Below are 18,264 nucleotides of genomic sequence, written 5' to 3'. Positions count from 1 at the left end.
TTAACGCCAGCTCCAGGAAACGCCGGTGTAGATACCACGCCCATCAGCGGGGGTGGAGCGTGCAGCGTCCATGCCTTTGTCGTCGTAGCCCGGCGTGACGGTGTTGGCGTAACGGCGGTTGGTGAGGTTGCGCAGGTCGACCCAGGCTTGCCAGTCCTGCTTGGGCGCGTCGTAGCCGAAGGTGGCGCCGAGGGTGGTGTAGGCCGCCGCGTAGTAGGAATTGGCGTAGTCCACCGCTACCCGTGATGCATGTTCGGTATTGAGGCTGGTGTAGAAACCCGTCGGGTGGCTGTAGCGCAGTTGCGCCTGGTAGTAGTGCTTGGGAATGCCGGGCAAGGTGTTGTCGCCGAAACGCTCGTCGTCGCGGTAGTGGAAGTCGCTGAAGGTGTAGGCCTGGCGCAGCTCGAGCTTACCGCTGCCGCCGCCGTCCCACAGCGGGCTGAGCAGGCTCAGTTCCACGCCCTGGTGCACGGTGGGGCTGGCGTTGGATTCGGCGATGATGGCGTTGCTGGTGGCAGTCTGGGCCTGGGTCTCTACAGAAAGCAGCTCGTGGCGAACTTCCGAGCGATAGAGCGCCAGGTCCCATTGGCCGAGCCAGGCTTCACCGCGCCCGCCGACTTCCAGGGTGGTGGCGGTCTGATTACGCAGCTTCACGCCTTCGCGCTGCAACCCCGTGGCTGCCCCACTGCCCGGGCCAAAGTATTTGTTCGAGCCCCAGATCATCGACCACGCGTGCGGTGGCTCTACCGAGCGGCTCAGGTTGCCGTAAATCTGCAGCTGCGGGGTGAAGTCGTAACGCAGGCCAATGCGCGGCGCGTAGTCCCAATCATGCTGACTGAGCGGCGCCTGGCCGTCGGGGTAAGTGACCTGGGTTTCGCGGCGCGTATAGATGGCGGCAAGGCCGGTGGTCAGCCACAGATCCTCCACCAGTTCCAGCTCGTTGCCTACATGCAGCACGGTATCGGAGCCCAGGTAGCTGTAGTCGCGGGTCTTGGTGCCGGGGGCATAAATGGCAGTATTGCCCGCAGGGATGCGCACGTATTCCGACGCGCCATTGTTCGGCATCGCCTGGGTAGTACGCAGGCCGAGAGTGGTGGTGCTGGCATGGCCGAACAGGCTGTCCTGCCGGATGTAATTCAGGGTGCCGCTGATATCGGTGTAGGCAACTTTGAGGCGGTTGGTGCCTTCGCGCAGGTCCATGGGGTAATCGTGATAGGCCAGCCCGACCTCGACCCGCGCATTATCGTCCAACCGCAAGGTGGTCTTGTTGGCAATCCAGGTAGAGCCCGGTTGCAGGCGCTTTGAATCGCGGGCGGCATTGAGGCTGTTGGCGGCACGCGGATCATGGCTGATCTGGTCACGCGTGAGCCTGCCGGGTGAATCGTTGGTGGTTTCGCGGTAACGCAAGTAGAAGCGCGTTTCCAGGTCCGGGCTAAAGCGGTAGCCGAAGTTCGCGGCGATGCCCTTGCCGCTGCCGGCGCTTTGGTGCTGATAACCGTCGGACTCCGAATCGGTGAGGCTGATGTAATAGTCGGCGTCCCCCAGCACTTGCCCGGAACTGACTTCACGTTGGGCATAGCCGCGACTGCCGACCTCATAGCGTACCTGTAGCTTGGGCGCGTCCAAGCCGGTGCGGGTGACGTAGTTGACCGCACCGCCCAAGGCCAATGCACCCTGATCGAACCCGTTGGCGCCACGCAGCACCTCTACCCGGCTTTGCCACAGCGGGTCCTTGAGCTCATAGGGCGTGCCGCCTGGGCCGGTAAGCGGCAGGCCGTCGAACATTTCATACAGGCCGGAGGCATGGGCACCGGGGGCGCGGTTCAGGCCCGAGCCACGAATGGACACCTTCACCCCTTCGTTATTGGCCGCCTTGGCGTACACACCGGCCTGGTACTTGAAGACATCCTCGTTGGTGCTGACCCGCCCCTGCTGCACGCTGTCCATATCGATGTAATTGGTGCCACCGGGCACGCTTTTGAGCTGTGCCTGGGCGATTTCTGCGGCGCTGGCCTCAGCCGTGGTGACTTCAACCGGCGCCAATTGCAGGCTTTCAGCCTGTACCAGCGAACTGAGGGTCAAGGCGGCAAAAATAAACGGGGGGTGGCGCAGCAGCATGTGGGCAGGTCCTTGGAATCCGGGAACGTGCCAGGCCAAACCCACCACGCGAACAGTGATGGGAAGGCAGGCATGCCCGTCAGGTCACTCCTTGATGACGGACAGGGGCGTTTTAAAAACAGGATGAATCAGGTTTGGTCGTCAGGCATTGCCAATGCCCGCATCAGGTCATCGGCATCCGACCCCGGCGGAAAGCGGAAGCCATACATTTCGTCAGTGGCGAGAATCTCCCCCAAGGTGTCGCGCAACTGGACTTCCGTGGGCGAGTCACGCAATAACTTATGCGCCGGCAGCAATAACTCGGCAGACACGCCCTGGGCGGTCGCGGCGTCAATCACCGCATAGAGGATAAACCGCAAGCGTATTTCGCGATCCGTGGGCCAAACCGTTTTTCGTTTACCCAAGGGAGGGCCTCGTGTTTAAGAAAAATCCGAGGCTATTGCCCGCAGGCAAGCCTTTCAAGCCGCCGGAGGCAAGATAGGCCGCTTCCTACAGCGGAAAGGGAAACACCGCACCGATTGGTCGATGCGATGGGCCTCACTGCACCGGCAGGAAATTCATCAGCAACAGGCTTTGTGCGTAATTGAGGCCAATGCGCCGGTAGCGCTCATCAAGGATTTGGGTCAGCAGGTCCAAACGCGCGACGATCTTGCCGAACTCAACGGCAAAACTGAGGTTACTGCCCTCCTCTGATATCTCGTTGGAAAACAACAGCAGCACGCCATTGGCATCCTGACGCTGACTGAGCAGCCAGGTGGCCTTTTCGATATTGCGCGCGGCATTGCTGACAAACTGCGGGTTGATCGAGTCGGTCACATAAAACTGCGTACGCCCGCCGTGAGCGGTCACGAGCATGCTGCCAATCGCGTAGATGAACGCGCCGACGCGGTCGCCGCGAAAGTCAGGGCTCAAGGAATAACTCAGGGCAGCCAGGTCACTACGATCTCCCAGTGCGGGCAAGGGACGGCGATTTTCGATGGCCTGACGGATTTGCCGGGCGGCGGTCACTGCATCCGGATACCCCGATTGACGCCACTGGTTGGGGTTGCGCAGGTAGAGCTTGCTCATCAGCAAGTAGAGGCTTTGCAGGTTGTCACGCATCCCCAGGGTGGCCATGCGGTCGACGCTGGTCTGGAAGAATTCATCGGGCTTGCCATCGCTGAACTGCCTGGCGATATCGCGGCCCTGTTGTTGGCTGCAACCTGCGGCACACAGCGTTAATATCGCAGCCAGCAGCAGCGGCCATCGGGAGGTGGAAACAGTTGACGTTCGATCCATCGGCACCGGGTCTGATTCTGTTGGCCACCCGTGGGAGTCGGGTGGCTGGGACAGGGTAGATCAGCAGAATGGAAAAAAGTGCAGCGGTGCGGGTCAGATCAGCATCGGACTACAGACGCTGATCTGACCCGACACTTGATTCCCCGGCGTGCTAGAGCACTACCGTCGCAAGCATCCCCAAGGCGCCCAGGCAGAACCCGATCAACGCGCCCCGCCCTGGAGCTTCATGAAACAGCGCCCAGACCACCACAGGCTCCAGAAGCAATAACGAAGTGACCGAGACTACCGTGACAATCCAGATATCACCGACAACCACAAACCCCAGCCAATAGGCGCCCAGCAGGCAAAGCCCGGCAAAACACATCAAGACCCCGGGAAGTACAAAGACCTCCCAGGAACCACTGCCGGCCTGGGCCAACTTGGCGGTCACCACCTCACTGTAGATTGCACAAAACTCACCGACCACCATCAACCCTAGAGCAAAAACTCCGAGTAATTCTTTGGACATATCAAAAACTCCTTCGTATTCAGCGCACTGTTTTTCAGCTCCCAGTCGGCAGTGCTGCAGCCGTCGTGAGCGTCGTTGCCTTGATACGAAGGGTTCTTGAAAAGGCCCGAATTACCGAAATGCTTGTCCATGCTCATGTCCTTCAAAGGGTTGAGGCTCAGCGATCCAATACAGTGCGTGCTGATCATAGAGGCATCGTGAAGCCATTCACAATTATGCGATGCCAATACTTAAGGATTACGGTTAATTAAATGCGCCGAAAACCGCAATAAAAACCCGGCGCTGGGCCGGGTTTCATTGATCGGGAGGTCTTCAGGTAGCGGGGTGCTCACTTGCTACGGAGTCCGCCGCGTCTACATCCGACATGTCCTCCTCGATCGGGGCCTCGTCATCCGGGGGTAGCGGGATATCGTCCTCATCGCGCCTCGGGTCATGTCCCGTCTCATTATCGGTGTTACGAGTAACCGCTTGCTGGGAAATGTTGCCTGGGGCTTTCTCGTTGATTTCCATGCTGGCTCTCCGTGTATCGCTCGGGATATCCGTGCTTAAGATTGAGAGGAAGCAACGGATGGAGAGTGCCGGATGTTAGACGAATGGTGGTTCGTCTTTGAAAGGTATGAATGCGACAAACAGCATTTGTTTGATTATCAGCACACCCAAACCCAAGAAACGCAAAAGCCCCGCTTTCGCGAGGCTTTCGTGTAAATCTTGGCGGGAAACCAGGGATTCGAACCCTGGAGACGCTATTAACGTCCGCCGGTTTTCAAGACCGGTGCATTCAACCACTCTGCCAATTTCCCTTGTGCATCACGGGATTATAGTAGCCCATCCCGTGTCAGCGGGCGCCATAATACCCGAATGAAACACACTGTCAAACTCTCTGCATCGCTTGTTACAAGGCGTCTGTTATGATCTTTGCGACTGAACGTTTCAAAACTGAAGGAGTGTCGCCATGCGCGAACAGAATTACGCAGTGAATGGCAACGCGCAGGCTGAGCAGCTTGAAGTCAGCCGCGTGTTGCGCAACACCTACGGCTTGCTCGCCCTTACCCTCGCATTCAGCGGCGTGATGGCTTACGTGGCCCAGCAGATGCGCGTCGGCTACCCGAATATCTTTGTCGTGTTGATCGGCTTCTATGGTCTGTTTTTCCTGACCAACAAGCTGCGTGACTCGGCCTGGGGCCTGGTGTCGGCGTTTGCCTTGACCGGTTTCATGGGCTTTATCCTCGGCCCGATCCTCAACCGTTACCTGGGCATGGCCGGCGGTGCGGAAGTGGTCAGTTCGGCATTTGCCATGACGGCCCTGGTGTTTGGTGGTCTGTCGGCCTACGTACTGATCAGCCGTAAGGACATGAGCTTCCTGGGTGGCTTCATCACCGCAGGTTTCTTCGTGTTGCTGGCGGCGGTGGTGGCCAGCATGTTCTTCCAGATCAGCGGCCTGCAACTGGCGATCAGCGCGGGTTTTGTGCTGTTTTCCTCGGTGTGCATCCTGTTCCAGACCAGCGCCATCATCCACGGCGGTGAGCGTAACTACATCATGGCGACCATCAGCCTTTATGTATCGATCTACAACCTGTTCATCAGCCTGTTGCAGATCTTCGGCATCATGAGCCGCGATGACTGATCAATCGCAGCAATAAAAATGCCCCGTATCGCGAGATACGGGGCATTTTCATTTTCAGAGCAGATAAAGCTCAGTACTGATTGGGTTCCATTTCCAGCTCGACCTTGAAGCGCTTGAAGATATCTTGCTGGATGCGTAGCGCAAGCTGGGCAATCTCTTGCCCGGTGGCGGTGCCGTAGTTGACCAGTACCAGCGCTTGCATCTTGTGCACGCCCGCATCGCCCTCCCGGAACCCCTTCCAACCGGCCTTGTCGATCAGCCAGCCGGCGGCGAGTTTCATTTGGCCGTCTGCCTGAGGGTAGGCCACCAGGTCCGGATACTGGCTTTGCAGTTCAATCGCCAGGGCCTGGGACACCAGTGGGTTCTTGAAGAAGCTGCCCGCATTGCCCAGCTCTGCCGGGTCTGGCAGTTTCTCGCGGCGAATGCTGCAGATCGCGCGGCTCACATCGCTTGGCGTGGCGTGGGTGATGCCCTGCGCAACCAGACGCTGTTGCACCGGGCCGTAGTCGAGTTTCAGGTGAGTGGCACGGCTGAGGGAAAAGCGTACCCGCAGGATCAGCCAACGCCCGACTTCGTGCTTGAACAGGCTGTCACGGTAGGCGAACTTGCATTCGTCGAGACTGAATTCCCGCAGCTCGCCCGTCTGGCGATCCAGGGCAGTGAGGCCGGCGAAGACATCCTTGATCTCTACGCCATAGGCGCCGATGTTTTGCATCGGCGCGGCACCGACAGTGCCGGGGATCAGGCTGAGGTTTTCCAGGCCGCAAAAGCCGTGTTCAAGCGTCCACAACACGAACGGATGCCAGGCTTCTCCCGCTTCGGCTTCGACAACCACGTGCGTGCCATCATCGCTCAGCACACGAATGCCTTGGGTCGCCATACGCAACACCAGCGCCGGAACGTCCTGGGTCAGCAGCAAATTGCTGCCGCCACCGATCACCAGCAACGGCACCGCATGTGCGGCGGCATAGGCGATGGCCTCGCGCACGTCAGCATCACTGTGGGCCTCGGCAAATAATTGCGCGCTCACATCAATGGCAAAGCTGTTGAATGGCTTGAGCGATACCTGCGCACGCACTTGCAAGGTCATAACCGCCCCTTCAATTCGATCACCAATAAGTCACAGGCGCGTTCGATCAGGTCAAGGACCCGTTCGAAACCTTGCTCACCTTCATAGTAAGGGTCTGGCACCTCGTCCACTTCGCCATCAAAGCGACGCAGGAACAAATCCAGCTCCGCCTTGCCCTGCCCTGGCTGCATGGCTTTGAGGTTGCGCAGGTTACTGTTGTCCATGGCCAGGATCAGGTCATAGCGGGCAAAATCAGCACGGGAAACCTGCTGGGCACGCTGGCCCGACAAGTCATAGCCGCGCGCCAGCGCCGCACGCTGGCTGCGCTGGTCCGGCGGGTTGCCGATATGCCATTCTCCGGTGCCAGCAGACGCCACCTCAACCTGGCCAGCCAAGCCTGCTTCACGCAACTTATGGCGCAAGATGCCTTCAGCGGTTGGCGAGCGGCAGATATTGCCCAGACATACAAACAGAACTTCCATCAGGCGCCCAGCAGGCGACGGACGCGTTCGAGGTCTTCCTGGGTGTCGACACCGGCTGGCGGTGCTTCCAACGCATCGCCCACGTGGATACGCACGCCGTGCCAGAGGGCGCGCAGTTGTTCCAGGGACTCGGTATTCTCGAGCCAGCACGGGCCCCAACTGACGAAGTCGTGCAGGAAACCGGCGCGGTAGGCATAGATGCCGATATGGCGGCGATATGGCACGCCCTCCGGCAACACGTCGCGATTCTTGGCAAAGGCATCCCGCGCCCACGGCAAGGTGGAGCGACTGAACGTCAGTGCCAGGCCGTTGATGTCGCTGACCACTTTCACCACGTTCGGGTTGAACAGCGTCTCGATGTCTTCGATCGGTTCGGCCAGGGTCGCCATACGCGCCTCGCCATGGGCCGCGAGGTTGGCAGCGACCTGATCGATGACACCCGGCGGTATCAATGGCTCGTCACCCTGCACGTTCACTACGATCGCGTCGGGTGCCAGACCCAGCTGAGTGGCGACTTCGGCCAGGCGATCAGTGCCGGAGTTATGGTCTTCGCGGGTCAGGACCGCTTCGGCTCCAAAACCTTTGCACGCCTCGATGATACGCGGGTCATCGGTGGCCACCACCACGCGCTCGGCGCTGCTCTTGCACGCTTGTTCCCATACCAGCTGGATCATCGGCTTGGTGCCAATCATTTGCAGCGGTTTGCCCGGCAGGCGTGTCGAGGCATAGCGCGAGGGGATGACGACGGTAAAGGCGGTGGTCATTTATCCAGGCGCTCATCGGTGGTCAGGGTGCGGGCTTCGCTTTCGAGCATGACCGGGATGCCGTCACGGATAGGGTAAGCCAGGCCGGCACCTTTGCTGATCAGCTCGGTTTTATCGGCGCTGAGCTTGAGCGGGCCTTTGCAGATCGGGCAAGCAAGGATATCGAGCAGTTTGGTGTCCATGAATGTTTCCTGGAAAAAAGCGTTTTAAGGCAAAAGACGGTTGGGCAACAGACGCATCAGCTGCGTGTCGAACCAGGCGACGAACGCCGGCGACGGTACCGCATCCACCGCAAGGTACCACCAGTCGGGCTGGGCAAAGACGCGGCACTTCACCGCGTCCTTTTCGGTCATGACCAGCGGCAATGACGGGGTAAAATTCAAGACCTCGGCGCTGTAGGGCGCGTGATCGGCAAAAGCATGGGGTATCGCCTGCCAGTGTAGCGTTTCAAGGGTATTGAAGAAACGTTGCGGATTGCCTATTCCGGCCACCGCATGCACCTGCTGGCCCTGCGGAAAATAGGTGACCGGCTGGCGTTCGCCGCTGTGCAGGTTGACCAGCGCTGTGGGCTGCAGGCGGAAGGCAAAGCCATTTTCACGGTCTGTAACGGCACCGTTATAAAGCACCCCGTCCACACTCTGCAGGCGCTCCACCGGTTCGCGCAACGGCCCGGCAGGCAGGCACCGGCGGTTACCGAGGCCACGGGCGGCATCGATCAGCACCAGTTCAAGATCGCGGGCCAGGCGGTAGTGCTGCAGGCCGTCATCGGAGAGGATCAGGTCCAGGGGCTCGCAGGCCAGCAGGGCCTTTACCGCACGACTGCGATCAGGATCGATCATCAGCGGTACACCGCTGCGCTGCACGATCAGCAAGGGTTCATCACCGGCCACCTCGGCACTGTGGCCGGCCTCGACCCGCCACGGCAACTGCGGCGGCTTGGCACCGTAGCCTCGACTGACCACTCCTACGCGCAAGCCGCTGCGTCGGCAGTGCTCGATCAACCACAGGATCAAAGGCGTCTTGCCGGTGCCTCCCACTGTAATATTGCCCACCACGATCACTGGCACAGACGACTGATAAATCTCGCCCTCGCCCGCCACGAAGCGCGCACGCTTACGTTGAACCACGCAGCGATACAGCGATTCCAGCGGTCGCAGCAACATTAGTGCTGGATGACCTTCGTACCATGCCTTGAGTAAACGGTCGGAGATGGCCATCAGGGCGGGCTCGCCGCCTCGACGGTGGTCATGCGCAAATGGCTGAAACCGAGCTTGCCGGCAGCGTCCATGGCGGTGATCACGGCCTGGTGCGGGGTTTTGCCATCAGCGCTGATGGACAGCGGCAACTGGGTGTCGCCACCAGACTCCTTCTGCAACGCCTCCATCAGGCTGGCAAGGTCATTTTTCTCCAGCAACTGGTTATTCACCGAAAACACCCCTTCGGCGCTGATAGCGATGTCCAGTTGCTTGACTTGCTGGTCTTCGGCAGGCGAGCCACTCACCGCTTCAGGCAGGTCGACACGCAACTGGGTTTCGCGGGTGAAGGTGGTGGTCACGACAAAAAACAGCAGCAGGATGAACACCACATCGATCAACGACGCGAGGTTGATATCAACATTTTCCCGTTGCTTGCGGCGAAATTTCACGCTTTACCCTCGACCAGGTCTACATCACGATCGCCCTGCACCACCTCCACCAGCTTGATGGCTTCCTGTTCCATACCGACCACCAGCTCATCAATGCGACGCAGCAGGAAACGGTGGAAGAACACCGAAGGGATACCCACCATCAGGCCGGCTGCGGTGGTGATCAACGCCTTGGAGATCCCCCCGGCCAGGACCGCTGCGTTGGTGGTCATGCCCGAGCCTGTGAACGAGCTGAAGATATCGATCATGCCGAGTACTGTGCCGAGCAAACCGAGCAACGGCGCCATGGCGGCGATGGTGCCAAGGGCGTTGATGTAGCGTTCCAGTTCATGGATGACCCGGGCGGCCGCCTCTTCAATGCACTCCTTCATGATCTCGCGACCATGCTTGGAATTGGCCAGACCGGCGGCGAGGATTTCACCCAGCGGCGAATTGGCGCGCAGCTCCTTGAGTTTCTGCTTGTCGAGCTGCTTGTTCTTGATCCAGCCCCAGACCTGCCCCAGCAGATGCTCAGGGGTGACGCGACTGGCGCGCAGGGTCCACAGGCGTTCGGCAACGATGCCGAGTGCAGCGATGGAACTCAGAATGATCGGCAACATCATCCAGCCGCCGGATTTGACCAATTCCCACACAGTGAATGCCCCCTCGAAAAAGTGCGCCACTTTATCATATAGGTTCGACAGCGGGGTTCGTCGGCTACACACCCGCCTGTTGCGGCTCGGGTCTTTGGTAACACGCGATTACGGTAACGGTTCGCGCCAAAAACGGCGTTGACTGCGCGCAACCATCGGTGGCAGAAACGCCCCCAGACGCAAGCGTACGGCACCCTGCTCGGCGCTGTCGTAAACCCGGCTGCCCAGCACGTGGTAGCGCTCCAGGACCTGCGGATGGGGATGACCGAACGTATTGCTGCGCCCGCGGGAAATCAACACCGATGTGGGTGCCAACCGTTGCAGGAACGGCCAGGATGACGAACTGCGGCTGCCATGGTGCGGGGCTTGCAGCCAGTCGGTCTGAACCGCCAACGAAGAGGCCAGAAAAGCCTGTTCGGCGGCGCGATCAATGTCACCGGTGAGCAGCAGGCGCTCCCCACTGGCCTCAACCTGCAACACACAAGACCTCGGATTGCCATCAAGCCCATCAGCCCACTGCCACAATTGAAATGACACACCCTCCCATTCCCATCGTTCGCCGCTGGTACAGGGTTGGGTGGCAAGAAAGTCTGGCAAACCTTCGGTTTCACCGCCCACTACACGCTTGACGGGCACCCCCCGAGCCACCGCCGCCGCACCCCCCGCGTGATCGGCATCGGCATGGCTGAGCAGCATCATGTCCAACTGGGCTACCCCGAGCTTTTTCAACGACGGCAACACGACGCGCGCGCCCAGGTCGACAGGCCCCGAGCGCGGCCCGGCATCGTAGAGCAACGTATGATGACGGGTGCGCAGGATCAGTGCCTGCCCCTGGCCGACGTCCAGTTGCACTACATCTACCTGCCCGTGGGGCACCCACTCCCTGGGCGCAAATACAGCCATCAACAGCATGGGCCAGCCCAGCACCCGGAACGGCAACCCCTTGGGCAGCAACAAAATCACCGCGCCAGCCAGGCTAACCAACCAATACCCCAAAGGTACCTCGGCGGGTACCCAGGCCGGCAATTGCGCGGCCAGCAACCCCAGGCCTTTAAACAATCCGTCCAGCGCACCGCCGGCCAGCCACAGCAACCCCTCCCCAGCCAGCGGCACCCACAGCAACGCCGTGCCCAGCAGCGCCAAAGGCAGCACTACCAGGCTGATCCAAGGCACGGCAAGGAGATTGGCCACAGGTGCGCTGAGGCTGATGGGCAAACCCAGCACCAACAACACTGGAAACAAACCAATGGCAATCAGCCACTGGGGCCGGGTCCACACCTGCCAGGCGCTCCAAGGCCCCAGGCGCCCGCCGAACGCCAACAGCAACACCGCGACCGCCGCAAACGACAACCAGAACCCTACCTGCAGGCTGGCCAAGGGCTCCAGTACCAGCACGCCGTTCAGTGCCAGCAGCAACGGCCACCACACGCCCAAATGGCGGAAACGCAGACGCCACAGCAGCACCAGGCCAACCATCATGCAGGCCCGTTGCACCGGCACGCCGAACCCGGCCAGCAGCCCATAACCCAACGCCGCGCCAAATGCCAGACCGCACGCCCACGGCAGCCACGGCCAGGTTCGGGGCCAGCAACCATAACGCGCCAGCATCGCGACCAAGCCGTAGATCAACCCCGCCAGCAAGCCGATGTGCTGCCCGGAAATCACCAGCAGATGCACCGTGCCCGTGTCCTGCAACACCTGCCAATCCTCAGGCGCCAGGCCGGAACCGTCGCCCAATACCAGCGCTGCCAAGCCCGCCTCGCGGCCTTGGGCATCCACCGCCATCAGACGCTGGCGCACAGCATCGCGCCAGGCATTGCGGGCCGGTGCGAGACGCTCACCGTCTTTTACCGTTGCAGTAGCACCGATACGCTGGGCCAGCAGCCAGGCTTCATGGTCGACCCCATGGAAATTGAGCAGGCCCGCAGGCCGCTTGAGTGTCAACGCCAGACGCCAGCGTTCACCGCTGTTCACCACTGGCCCGCCGTGCCAGGACACGCGGATACGTTTGGGCAGCCGAATCTTGCGCGACCGGCCGTCGGCCAGTTCAAAGCGCACGCCCGTACCCGTCTGCTGAGGCAAGCCCACCACACGCCCCTCCACCCAGCGAGTCTGCCCGTCCAGGGCCGGCTGCAGCCGATCATCCAGCGCCCGCTGCGCGCTGAGACAGGCCCAACTCAAGCCCACCAGAAAGAACGCCACGGGATAGGACCGAAAAGGCAACAGCATCAAGGCCAGCACGAGCATTGCCGACAACCCGGCGCCAGGCGGCAACACCGGTAACCACCGCAACGCCAGCAACCCCAGCGCCAACGCCAACATCCCTGTCTTCATGGATCATCCTTTTCCAGTGATCCACTCAGTCTTAGCCGGCTGAACGACAGCGCCTATGATGTTTTGTCACAAAGTCTGAATTTTCTGTTTATAGAATCCGGGCATACTTGCCCCTCGAATTGACCTGGACCCCTTATGCCCCGGCGCTTATTCAAACGGTACATGCCCGATCCCAGCAGTATCAGGGAACACAAGTCATTACAGTTTCTTGGCACGCTGCTGCATGACCCCAACCTCTGGCACCTGAACCGGCACTCAGTGGCTCGCGCCATGGCGGTGGGTTTATTTGCGGCGTTTATCCCGATTCCATTGCAGATGTTGCTTGCCGCGGTCCTGGCGATTTCGGTGCGCGGCAATATGCCTATCGCCATCAGCCTGGTGTGGTTGACCAACCCCATCACCATGCCGGTGGTGTTCATCTGTACTTATATGACCGGCGCCTGGCTGATGAATGTGCCGCCACGCAGCTTGCCCGATAACCTGACGTGGGAATGGATCAGCGGCCAGTTGAGCACTCTTTGGCAGCCATTCCTGCTGGGTTCGGTGGTATTGGGGGTGGTATTGGGCGCCTTGGCTTATTGCCTGACCATGGCGTACTGGCGCTGGTGGGTGGCGCACCAGTGGAAAAAACGCAAACTGCGCCGGCGCTGAGCGCTAACGGGCCAGCAAACGCAAATGCACCCGCAGACCCCGCCCGGTATTTTCCGCCCATAAGCGGCCGCCCTGGCGCTGCACGGCGTTGCGGGCAATGCTCAGGCCCAGGCCGAAACCGCCATCGCCGGGCCGCGAGCCGTCCAGGCGGGTAAAGGGCGCGAAGATGCGCTCCAGATCATCCTCAGCAATCCCGGCTCCCTGATCCTGCAGCCAGATATGCCAATAGCCCCCCTCCCGACATCCGTCGAGTTGCACGCAGCCGTCGTGGGGCGAGTGGCGTATGGCGTTGCGCAGGATATTTTCCAAGGCCTGGGCCAGTGCATTGAGGTTGCCACGCACCCAACTGTCCGCGGGTAACAGGCACGGCAAGCGCGATGCGGACCAACCGCTTTCAAAACAAGCATTCTCGCGCAATATGTCCCACAAGGCCTGGAGCTGAATATCTTCCTGGGGCAACGGTGTAGTTTCGCTGTCGAGCCAGGCCAGTTGCAGGCTGTCTTCCACCAGGCGCTGCATGGCGTCGATTTCCCGACCCAGGCGCTCGCGCAGCTTGGCCAGGTCTTGCTCGCTGTCGCAGGCTACCCGCAGGCGGCTCAAGGGTGTGCGCAGTTCATGGGACATATCGCGCAGCAACTGCTGCTGCAAACGCACCGTGCCCTGCAAGCGTTCGGACATATGGTCAAAGGCGCGGCCCAGCTCGCCCAGTTCGTCCTGGCGGCTGGTGGCATCCAGGGACATCCGCGTATTGAGTTGGTCCGCACGCCAGGCATTGGCCTGCTCGCGCAATTGATTGAGGGGCATGATCAACAGCCGGTAAAGGCCGATGCATAGCAAGAGGGTAAACAGACCTGGGATCACACCATTGGTGACCACCCGCCAGAACAGTTGATAGCGCCCAGGCATAAAGCGCTGCGGCAGCTCGATCACCAGCGACCCCGCGCCAGGGTCGACCGGAAACGGTACTTTCATCCAGGGCAAACCAATGACATGCCGGCTGACCGGCCAGTCCAATCCACGCAAAAACGTCAGGCGCTGGCTTTCCTTGTCACTCAAGGGCGTGCTGCCCAGGGACTGCAGGTCGTTACCGATCACCCCTACCCAAGTGCTTTCGCGCTCGGCCATCCGCTGCAGCCAGGCATCTACGCCCGCGCTGCCTTGCGTGCTCCACGCCAGTTCGGCACCCGCGGCATAGCCATTGAGAATCTCCCGCGACTTGTCGGACAGATACGCGCTCTGCTGTTCCATATAGCGGCCCCACGACCAACTGAGCCAAATCATCAGCAAACAGAAGGCGATCAACAGGCAGGCCAGCTTCCAGAACAACGAGTGCTTGCCGGGCAGTCGCTCAAAGCCCTTCATCGTGACCGCTCAGCACGTAGCCCTTGCCCCATACGGTGCGTACTTCACGCTCGATGTAACCGATGGCCTTGAGCTTGCGGCGGATCTGGCTGACATGCATGTCGAGGCTGCGGTCATGGGGCGCATAACCGCGCTGCAACACCTGCTGATACAGGAAGGCTTTGCTGAGGACTTCTTCGGCGTTGCGGTGCAGGGTTTCCAGCAGGCGGTATTCGCTGCGCGTGAGCGCGGCCCACTGGTCCTGGCAGGACACATCGCAGCGTTCATCATCAAAGTGCAGCACCCGGGCATCTTCAAGTGCCGGGGGCCGCGTCGGCTCGGGCCGGCGATCCAGGGCAACGCGGCGCAGGATCGCTTCAATACGCACGCACAGTTCAACCATGCTGAACGGCTTGGGCAAATAGTCGTCCGCACCCAGGCGAAAACCGCTGATACGGTCGGCTTCAGCGCCCAGGGCTGACATCAGGATCACGGGCATGGCGTGGCTCTGGCGCAAATGAGTGAGGATCGACAAACCGTCCAGCCCCGGCAGCAGAATATCCATCAGCACCAGGTCGAACGCCTGGGCGCGGGCCAGTTGCAGGCCCTGCTGGCCGTTCTGGCACCAGGTCACCTGGAAACCACTGCGGCCCAGTTGATCGTGCACGTAGGCGCCCAACACAGGGTCATCTTCGATGGTCAGGATACTGGGTAGGCCAACTGCTGCGGGAGTCATTAGCGTCTGCAAGTCATTCTCAATCACTGATTATTCAAGATTAAACGTTCACAGGCAATCGCCACCCGGCGCCGAATGGCCCGAAGATTGCCGCATGTCATTAATTTGCAAGATTCCAGGCCGCGCAAATGGCTACACTGCGCAGGTGGCGCTGGCCGGATGCCGGCGTGGATGATTGATAACAACGTGGTAGCAGGAGAGTGGCGTGCTTAGAAAAATGGGGATAAAAGGCCGCGTACTGTTGCTGACCTTATTACCGACCAGCCTGATGGCGCTGTTGTTGGGCGGCTATTTCACCTGGATGCAACTCTCGGAATTGCAGACCCAGCTACTGCAACGCGGCGAAATGATCGCCGAGCAATTGGCACCGCTGGTGGCCCCAGCCATGGGCCACAAGGACACCAACCTGCTGGAGCGTATCGCCACCCAGTCCCTGGAACAACCGGATGTGCGCGCCGTGTCGTTCCTGGCGCCAGACCGCGCGTCCCTGGCCCACGCCGGCCCGACCATGCTCAACCAGCCACCCACCGGCAACAGCTCGCAACTGTTACAGCGTTCCGGCAACGACGCCACCCGCTATCTACTGCCGGTGTTTGGCCGCCATCGCAACCTGGCGGGCGAGTTGATTCCCGATGAGGCCGACCGGCTGCTGGGTTGGGTGGAAGTCGAGCTGTCCCACAATGGCATGCTGTTGCGCGGCTATCGCAGCCTGTTCGCCAGCCTGCTGCTGATCGCCATCGGCCTGATGTGCACCGCCGCCCTCGCCCTGCGTATCAGCCGTACCATCAATTCGCCGATTGGCCAGATCAAGCAAGCGGTGGCGCAGCTCAAGGACGGCAACTTGGAAACACGCTTGCCACCCCTGGGCAGCCAGGAATTGGACCAGCTCGCGTCTGGCATCAACCGCATGGCCGAAACCCTGCAAAATGCCCAGGAAGAGCTGCAACACAGCATCGACCAGGCCACCGAAGACGTGCGCCAGAACCTGGAAACCATTGAGATCCAGAACATCGAGCTGGACCTGGCACGCAAGGAAGCCCTGGAAGCCAGCCGTATCAAGTCGGAGTTCCTGGCCAACATGAGCCATGAGATCCGCACACCGCTCAACGGCATCCTCGGTTTTACTCACTTGCTGCAAAAAAGCGAATTGTCGCCGCGCCAGCTCGATTACCTGGGCACTATCGAAAAATCTGCGGATAACCTGCTGGGCATCATCAACGAAATCCTCGATTTCTCGAAGATTGAAGCTGGCAAACTGGTGCTCGACAGCGTGCCTTTCAACCTGCGCGACTTGCTGCAAGACACCTTGACCATCCTCGCCCCCGCCGCGCATGCCAAGCAGCTCGAACTGGTAAGCCTGGTGTACCGCGACACGCCCCTGGCGTTGGTGGGCGACCCGCTACGGCTCAAGCAGATCCTGACCAACCTGATCAGCAATGCGATCAAGTTCACCCGCGAAGGCACCATTGTGGCCCGGGCAATGATCGAGGACGAGCAGGAAGACAGCGTGCAATTGCGCATCAGTGTGCAAGACACCGGCATTGGCCTGTCGAACCAGGATGTGCGCGCCCTGTTCCAGGCATTCAGCCAGGCCGACAACTCGCTGTCGCGCCAGCCCGGCGGCACCGGTTTGGGCCTGGTGATTTCCAAGCGGTTGATCGAGCAGATGGGCGGCGAAATCGGCGTCGACAGCACGCCGGGTGAAGGTTCGGAATTCTGGATCAGCCTGAACCTGCCCAAGACCCGTGACGACGTCGAAGACCTGCCCGCCGCGCCGCTATTGGGGCGTCGTGTGGCCGTGCTGGAAAACCACGAACTGGCGCGCCAGGCCCTGCAACATCAGTTGGAAGACTGCGGCCTGGAAGTCACGCCGTTCAATACCCTGGAAAGCCTGACCAACGGCATCACCAGTGCCCACCAGACCGAACAGGCCATCAGCCTGGCGGTGCTCGGCGTCACGGCCAACGACATTCCGCCCGAGCGCCTCAACCAACACCTGTGGGACCTTGAACACCTGGGCTGCAAGGTGCTGGTGCTGTGCCCGACCACAGAGCAGATGCTGTTCAACCAATCGGTGCCCAACCCCAACAGCCAACTGCAGGCCAAGCCCGCCTGTACGCGCAAGTTGCGCCGCTCCCTGGCCGACCTGATCAGCCCGCGCCCTTCGCGCAGCGAACCCGGTGAGCCGTTGTCCAGCCGTGCGCCACGGGTGCTGTGCGTGGACGACAACCCGGCCAACCTGTTGCTGGTGCAAACCCTGTTGGAAGACATGGGCGCCAAGGTGCAGGCGGTGGAAAGCGGTTACGCGGCGGTCGACGCCGTGAAGCAGGAAACGTTCGATTTGGTGCTGATGGACGTGCAAATGCCCGGCATGGATGGCCGTCAGAGCACCGAGGCGATCCGCCAGTGGGAAAGCGAGCGCCACGGCACGCCGCTGCCGGTGGTGGCCCTCACGGCCCACGCCATGGCCAACGAAAAACGCGCTCTGCTGCAAAGCGGCATGGACGACTACTTGACCAAACCCATCAGCGAACGGCAGTTGGCCCAGGTGGTATTGAAATGGACCGGCCTGGCGCTGCGTAACCAAGGCCCGGAGCGTACCCATGAAGGCGCGGCCCAGGGCGTGCAACTCTTGGTACTCGATCACGAAGAAGGCCTGCGCCTGGCCGCCAACAAGGCCGACCTGGCCGCTGATATGCTCGCCATGCTACTGGCCTCCCTGGAGGCTGATCGCCTGGCGATTACCGTCGCCCGCGAAGCCAATGACAGCCATGCCTTGATCGAACGCGTTCACCGCCTGCACGGCGCCACCCGCTACTGTGGCGTACCGCAATTGCGGGCGGCCTGCCAGCGCGCCGAAACCCTGCTCAAACAGGATGACGCCAAGGCCATGGCCGCGCTGGACGAACTGGACATGGCGATTGCGCGGTTGGCCAGTGAAGCCAGAGTGAGTGCCTGACCCTGTTTTCATGGGCAACGAATCAACAATGTGGGAGGGGGCTTGCCCCCGATAGCAGTGTGTCAGTAGACGAATCCATCGCTGATGTACCGCTATCGGGGGCAAGCCCCCTCCCACATTCAG

At 60.8% G+C, this 18,264-nt stretch carries 18 protein-coding genes and 1 tRNA gene; 3 read left to right on the top strand and 16 right to left on the bottom strand.

Annotation, left to right across the window (positions count from 1 at the left end):
* The 6 genes from FXO12_RS02480 to FXO12_RS02455 all read right to left on the bottom strand — a co-directional run bounded on the left by FXO12_RS02480 (position 1) and on the right by FXO12_RS02455 (position 4,704).
* Positions 1-2,118 carry a TonB-dependent receptor domain-containing protein gene (locus FXO12_RS02480; protein ID WP_057974895.1) on the bottom strand — a complete coding sequence of 706 codons (2,118 nt, stop codon included), beginning with the start codon at positions 2,116-2,118 and terminating at the stop codon, positions 1-3.
* Positions 2,119-2,246: 128 nt separating this feature from the next.
* A complete protein-coding gene (locus FXO12_RS02475) occupies positions 2,247-2,522 on the bottom strand; it encodes a hypothetical protein (RefSeq protein ID WP_057974896.1) in 276 nt (91 codons plus the stop codon).
* Between the two features lie 133 nt (positions 2,523-2,655).
* Entirely contained in the window at positions 2,656-3,396 is a 741-nt protein-coding gene (locus FXO12_RS02470; RefSeq protein WP_057974897.1) for a hypothetical protein, read from the bottom strand.
* A gap of 151 nt (positions 3,397-3,547) precedes the next feature.
* A complete protein-coding gene (locus FXO12_RS02465; RefSeq protein ID WP_082631478.1) occupies positions 3,548-3,904 on the bottom strand; it encodes a hypothetical protein in 357 nt (118 codons plus the stop codon).
* A 312-nt stretch (positions 3,905-4,216) separates the two neighbouring features.
* Positions 4,217-4,414, bottom strand: a complete 198-nt coding sequence (locus FXO12_RS02460) for a hypothetical protein (protein WP_032900739.1) — start codon at positions 4,412-4,414, stop codon at positions 4,217-4,219.
* A 199-nt stretch (positions 4,415-4,613) separates the two neighbouring features.
* Positions 4,614-4,704, bottom strand: a tRNA-Ser gene (locus tag FXO12_RS02455).
* A 152-nt stretch (positions 4,705-4,856) separates the two neighbouring features.
* On the opposite strand from FXO12_RS02455, the gene FXO12_RS02450 reads away from it, so the two are divergent.
* The gene (locus FXO12_RS02450) at positions 4,857-5,528 is read left to right on the top strand and encodes a Bax inhibitor-1/YccA family protein (RefSeq protein WP_003192030.1); all 672 of its coding nucleotides are present in this window, start codon (positions 4,857-4,859) and stop codon (positions 5,526-5,528) included.
* Positions 5,529-5,598: 70 nt separating this feature from the next.
* On the opposite strand, the gene murB is transcribed toward FXO12_RS02450, so the two are convergent.
* The 8 genes from murB to FXO12_RS02410 form a co-directional block, all read right to left on the bottom strand.
* Positions 5,599-6,618 (bottom strand): UDP-N-acetylmuramate dehydrogenase, encoded by a 1,020-nt coding sequence (murB, locus tag FXO12_RS02445; RefSeq protein ID WP_060773014.1) that lies wholly within the window; start codon positions 6,616-6,618, stop codon positions 5,599-5,601.
* Positions 6,615-7,079, bottom strand: coding sequence for a low molecular weight protein-tyrosine-phosphatase (locus FXO12_RS02440; protein WP_054917236.1), 465 nt, complete (start codon positions 7,077-7,079; stop codon positions 6,615-6,617). The genes murB and FXO12_RS02440 overlap by 4 nt, the downstream gene beginning before the upstream one ends.
* A complete protein-coding gene (kdsB, locus tag FXO12_RS02435; RefSeq protein WP_054898278.1) occupies positions 7,079-7,843 on the bottom strand; it encodes a 3-deoxy-manno-octulosonate cytidylyltransferase in 765 nt (254 codons plus the stop codon). The genes FXO12_RS02440 and kdsB overlap by 1 nt, the downstream gene beginning before the upstream one ends.
* Positions 7,840-8,025: a Trm112 family protein gene (locus FXO12_RS02430; protein ID WP_003174668.1), complete on the bottom strand. Its 186-nt coding sequence runs from the start codon at positions 8,023-8,025 to the stop codon at positions 7,840-7,842. Before FXO12_RS02430 ends, kdsB begins: the two co-directional genes overlap by 4 nt.
* 24 nt (positions 8,026-8,049) lie before the next feature.
* Positions 8,050-9,060, bottom strand: a complete 1,011-nt coding sequence (gene lpxK / locus FXO12_RS02425) for a tetraacyldisaccharide 4'-kinase (protein WP_057974899.1) — start codon at positions 9,058-9,060, stop codon at positions 8,050-8,052.
* A complete protein-coding gene (locus tag FXO12_RS02420; protein WP_014718877.1) occupies positions 9,060-9,488 on the bottom strand; it encodes a biopolymer transporter ExbD in 429 nt (142 codons plus the stop codon). The genes lpxK and FXO12_RS02420 overlap by 1 nt, the downstream gene beginning before the upstream one ends.
* Entirely contained in the window at positions 9,485-10,120 is a 636-nt protein-coding gene (locus FXO12_RS02415; protein WP_034128146.1) for a MotA/TolQ/ExbB proton channel family protein, read from the bottom strand. Before FXO12_RS02415 ends, FXO12_RS02420 begins: the two co-directional genes overlap by 4 nt.
* Before the next feature lie 108 nt (positions 10,121-10,228).
* A complete protein-coding gene (locus tag FXO12_RS02410; protein ID WP_232458760.1) occupies positions 10,229-12,454 on the bottom strand; it encodes a DNA internalization-related competence protein ComEC/Rec2 in 2,226 nt (741 codons plus the stop codon).
* A gap of 135 nt (positions 12,455-12,589) precedes the next feature.
* On the opposite strand from FXO12_RS02410, the gene FXO12_RS02405 reads away from it, so the two are divergent.
* Positions 12,590-13,105 carry a DUF2062 domain-containing protein gene (locus tag FXO12_RS02405; RefSeq protein ID WP_003192045.1) on the top strand — a complete coding sequence of 172 codons (516 nt, stop codon included), beginning with the start codon at positions 12,590-12,592 and terminating at the stop codon, positions 13,103-13,105.
* Positions 13,106-13,108: 3 nt separating this feature from the next.
* Here the strand turns inward: FXO12_RS02405 and FXO12_RS02400 are convergent, their stop codons facing one another.
* Together FXO12_RS02400 and FXO12_RS02395 are read right to left on the bottom strand one after the other, a co-directional pair.
* Entirely contained in the window at positions 13,109-14,467 is a 1,359-nt protein-coding gene (locus FXO12_RS02400; RefSeq protein WP_054898282.1) for a sensor histidine kinase, read from the bottom strand.
* The gene (locus tag FXO12_RS02395; protein ID WP_054917242.1) at positions 14,454-15,182 is read right to left on the bottom strand and encodes a response regulator transcription factor; all 729 of its coding nucleotides are present in this window, start codon (positions 15,180-15,182) and stop codon (positions 14,454-14,456) included. Before FXO12_RS02395 ends, FXO12_RS02400 begins: the two co-directional genes overlap by 14 nt.
* A 205-nt stretch (positions 15,183-15,387) precedes the next feature.
* Between FXO12_RS02395 and FXO12_RS02390 the strand changes: the two genes are divergently transcribed.
* On the top strand, positions 15,388-18,141 hold the full coding sequence (locus FXO12_RS02390; RefSeq protein WP_057974901.1) for a response regulator: 2,754 nt from the start codon (positions 15,388-15,390) through the stop codon (positions 18,139-18,141).
* Positions 18,142-18,264 lie beyond the last annotated feature (123 nt).

Source organism: Pseudomonas sp. J380 (genome assembly GCF_009827115.1).
Lineage (GTDB): Bacteria > Pseudomonadota > Gammaproteobacteria > Pseudomonadales > Pseudomonadaceae > Aquipseudomonas > Aquipseudomonas paracarnis.
The sequence above is the reverse complement of the archived record's forward strand: the minus strand, read 5'-3'. Positions and strand labels throughout refer to the sequence as shown.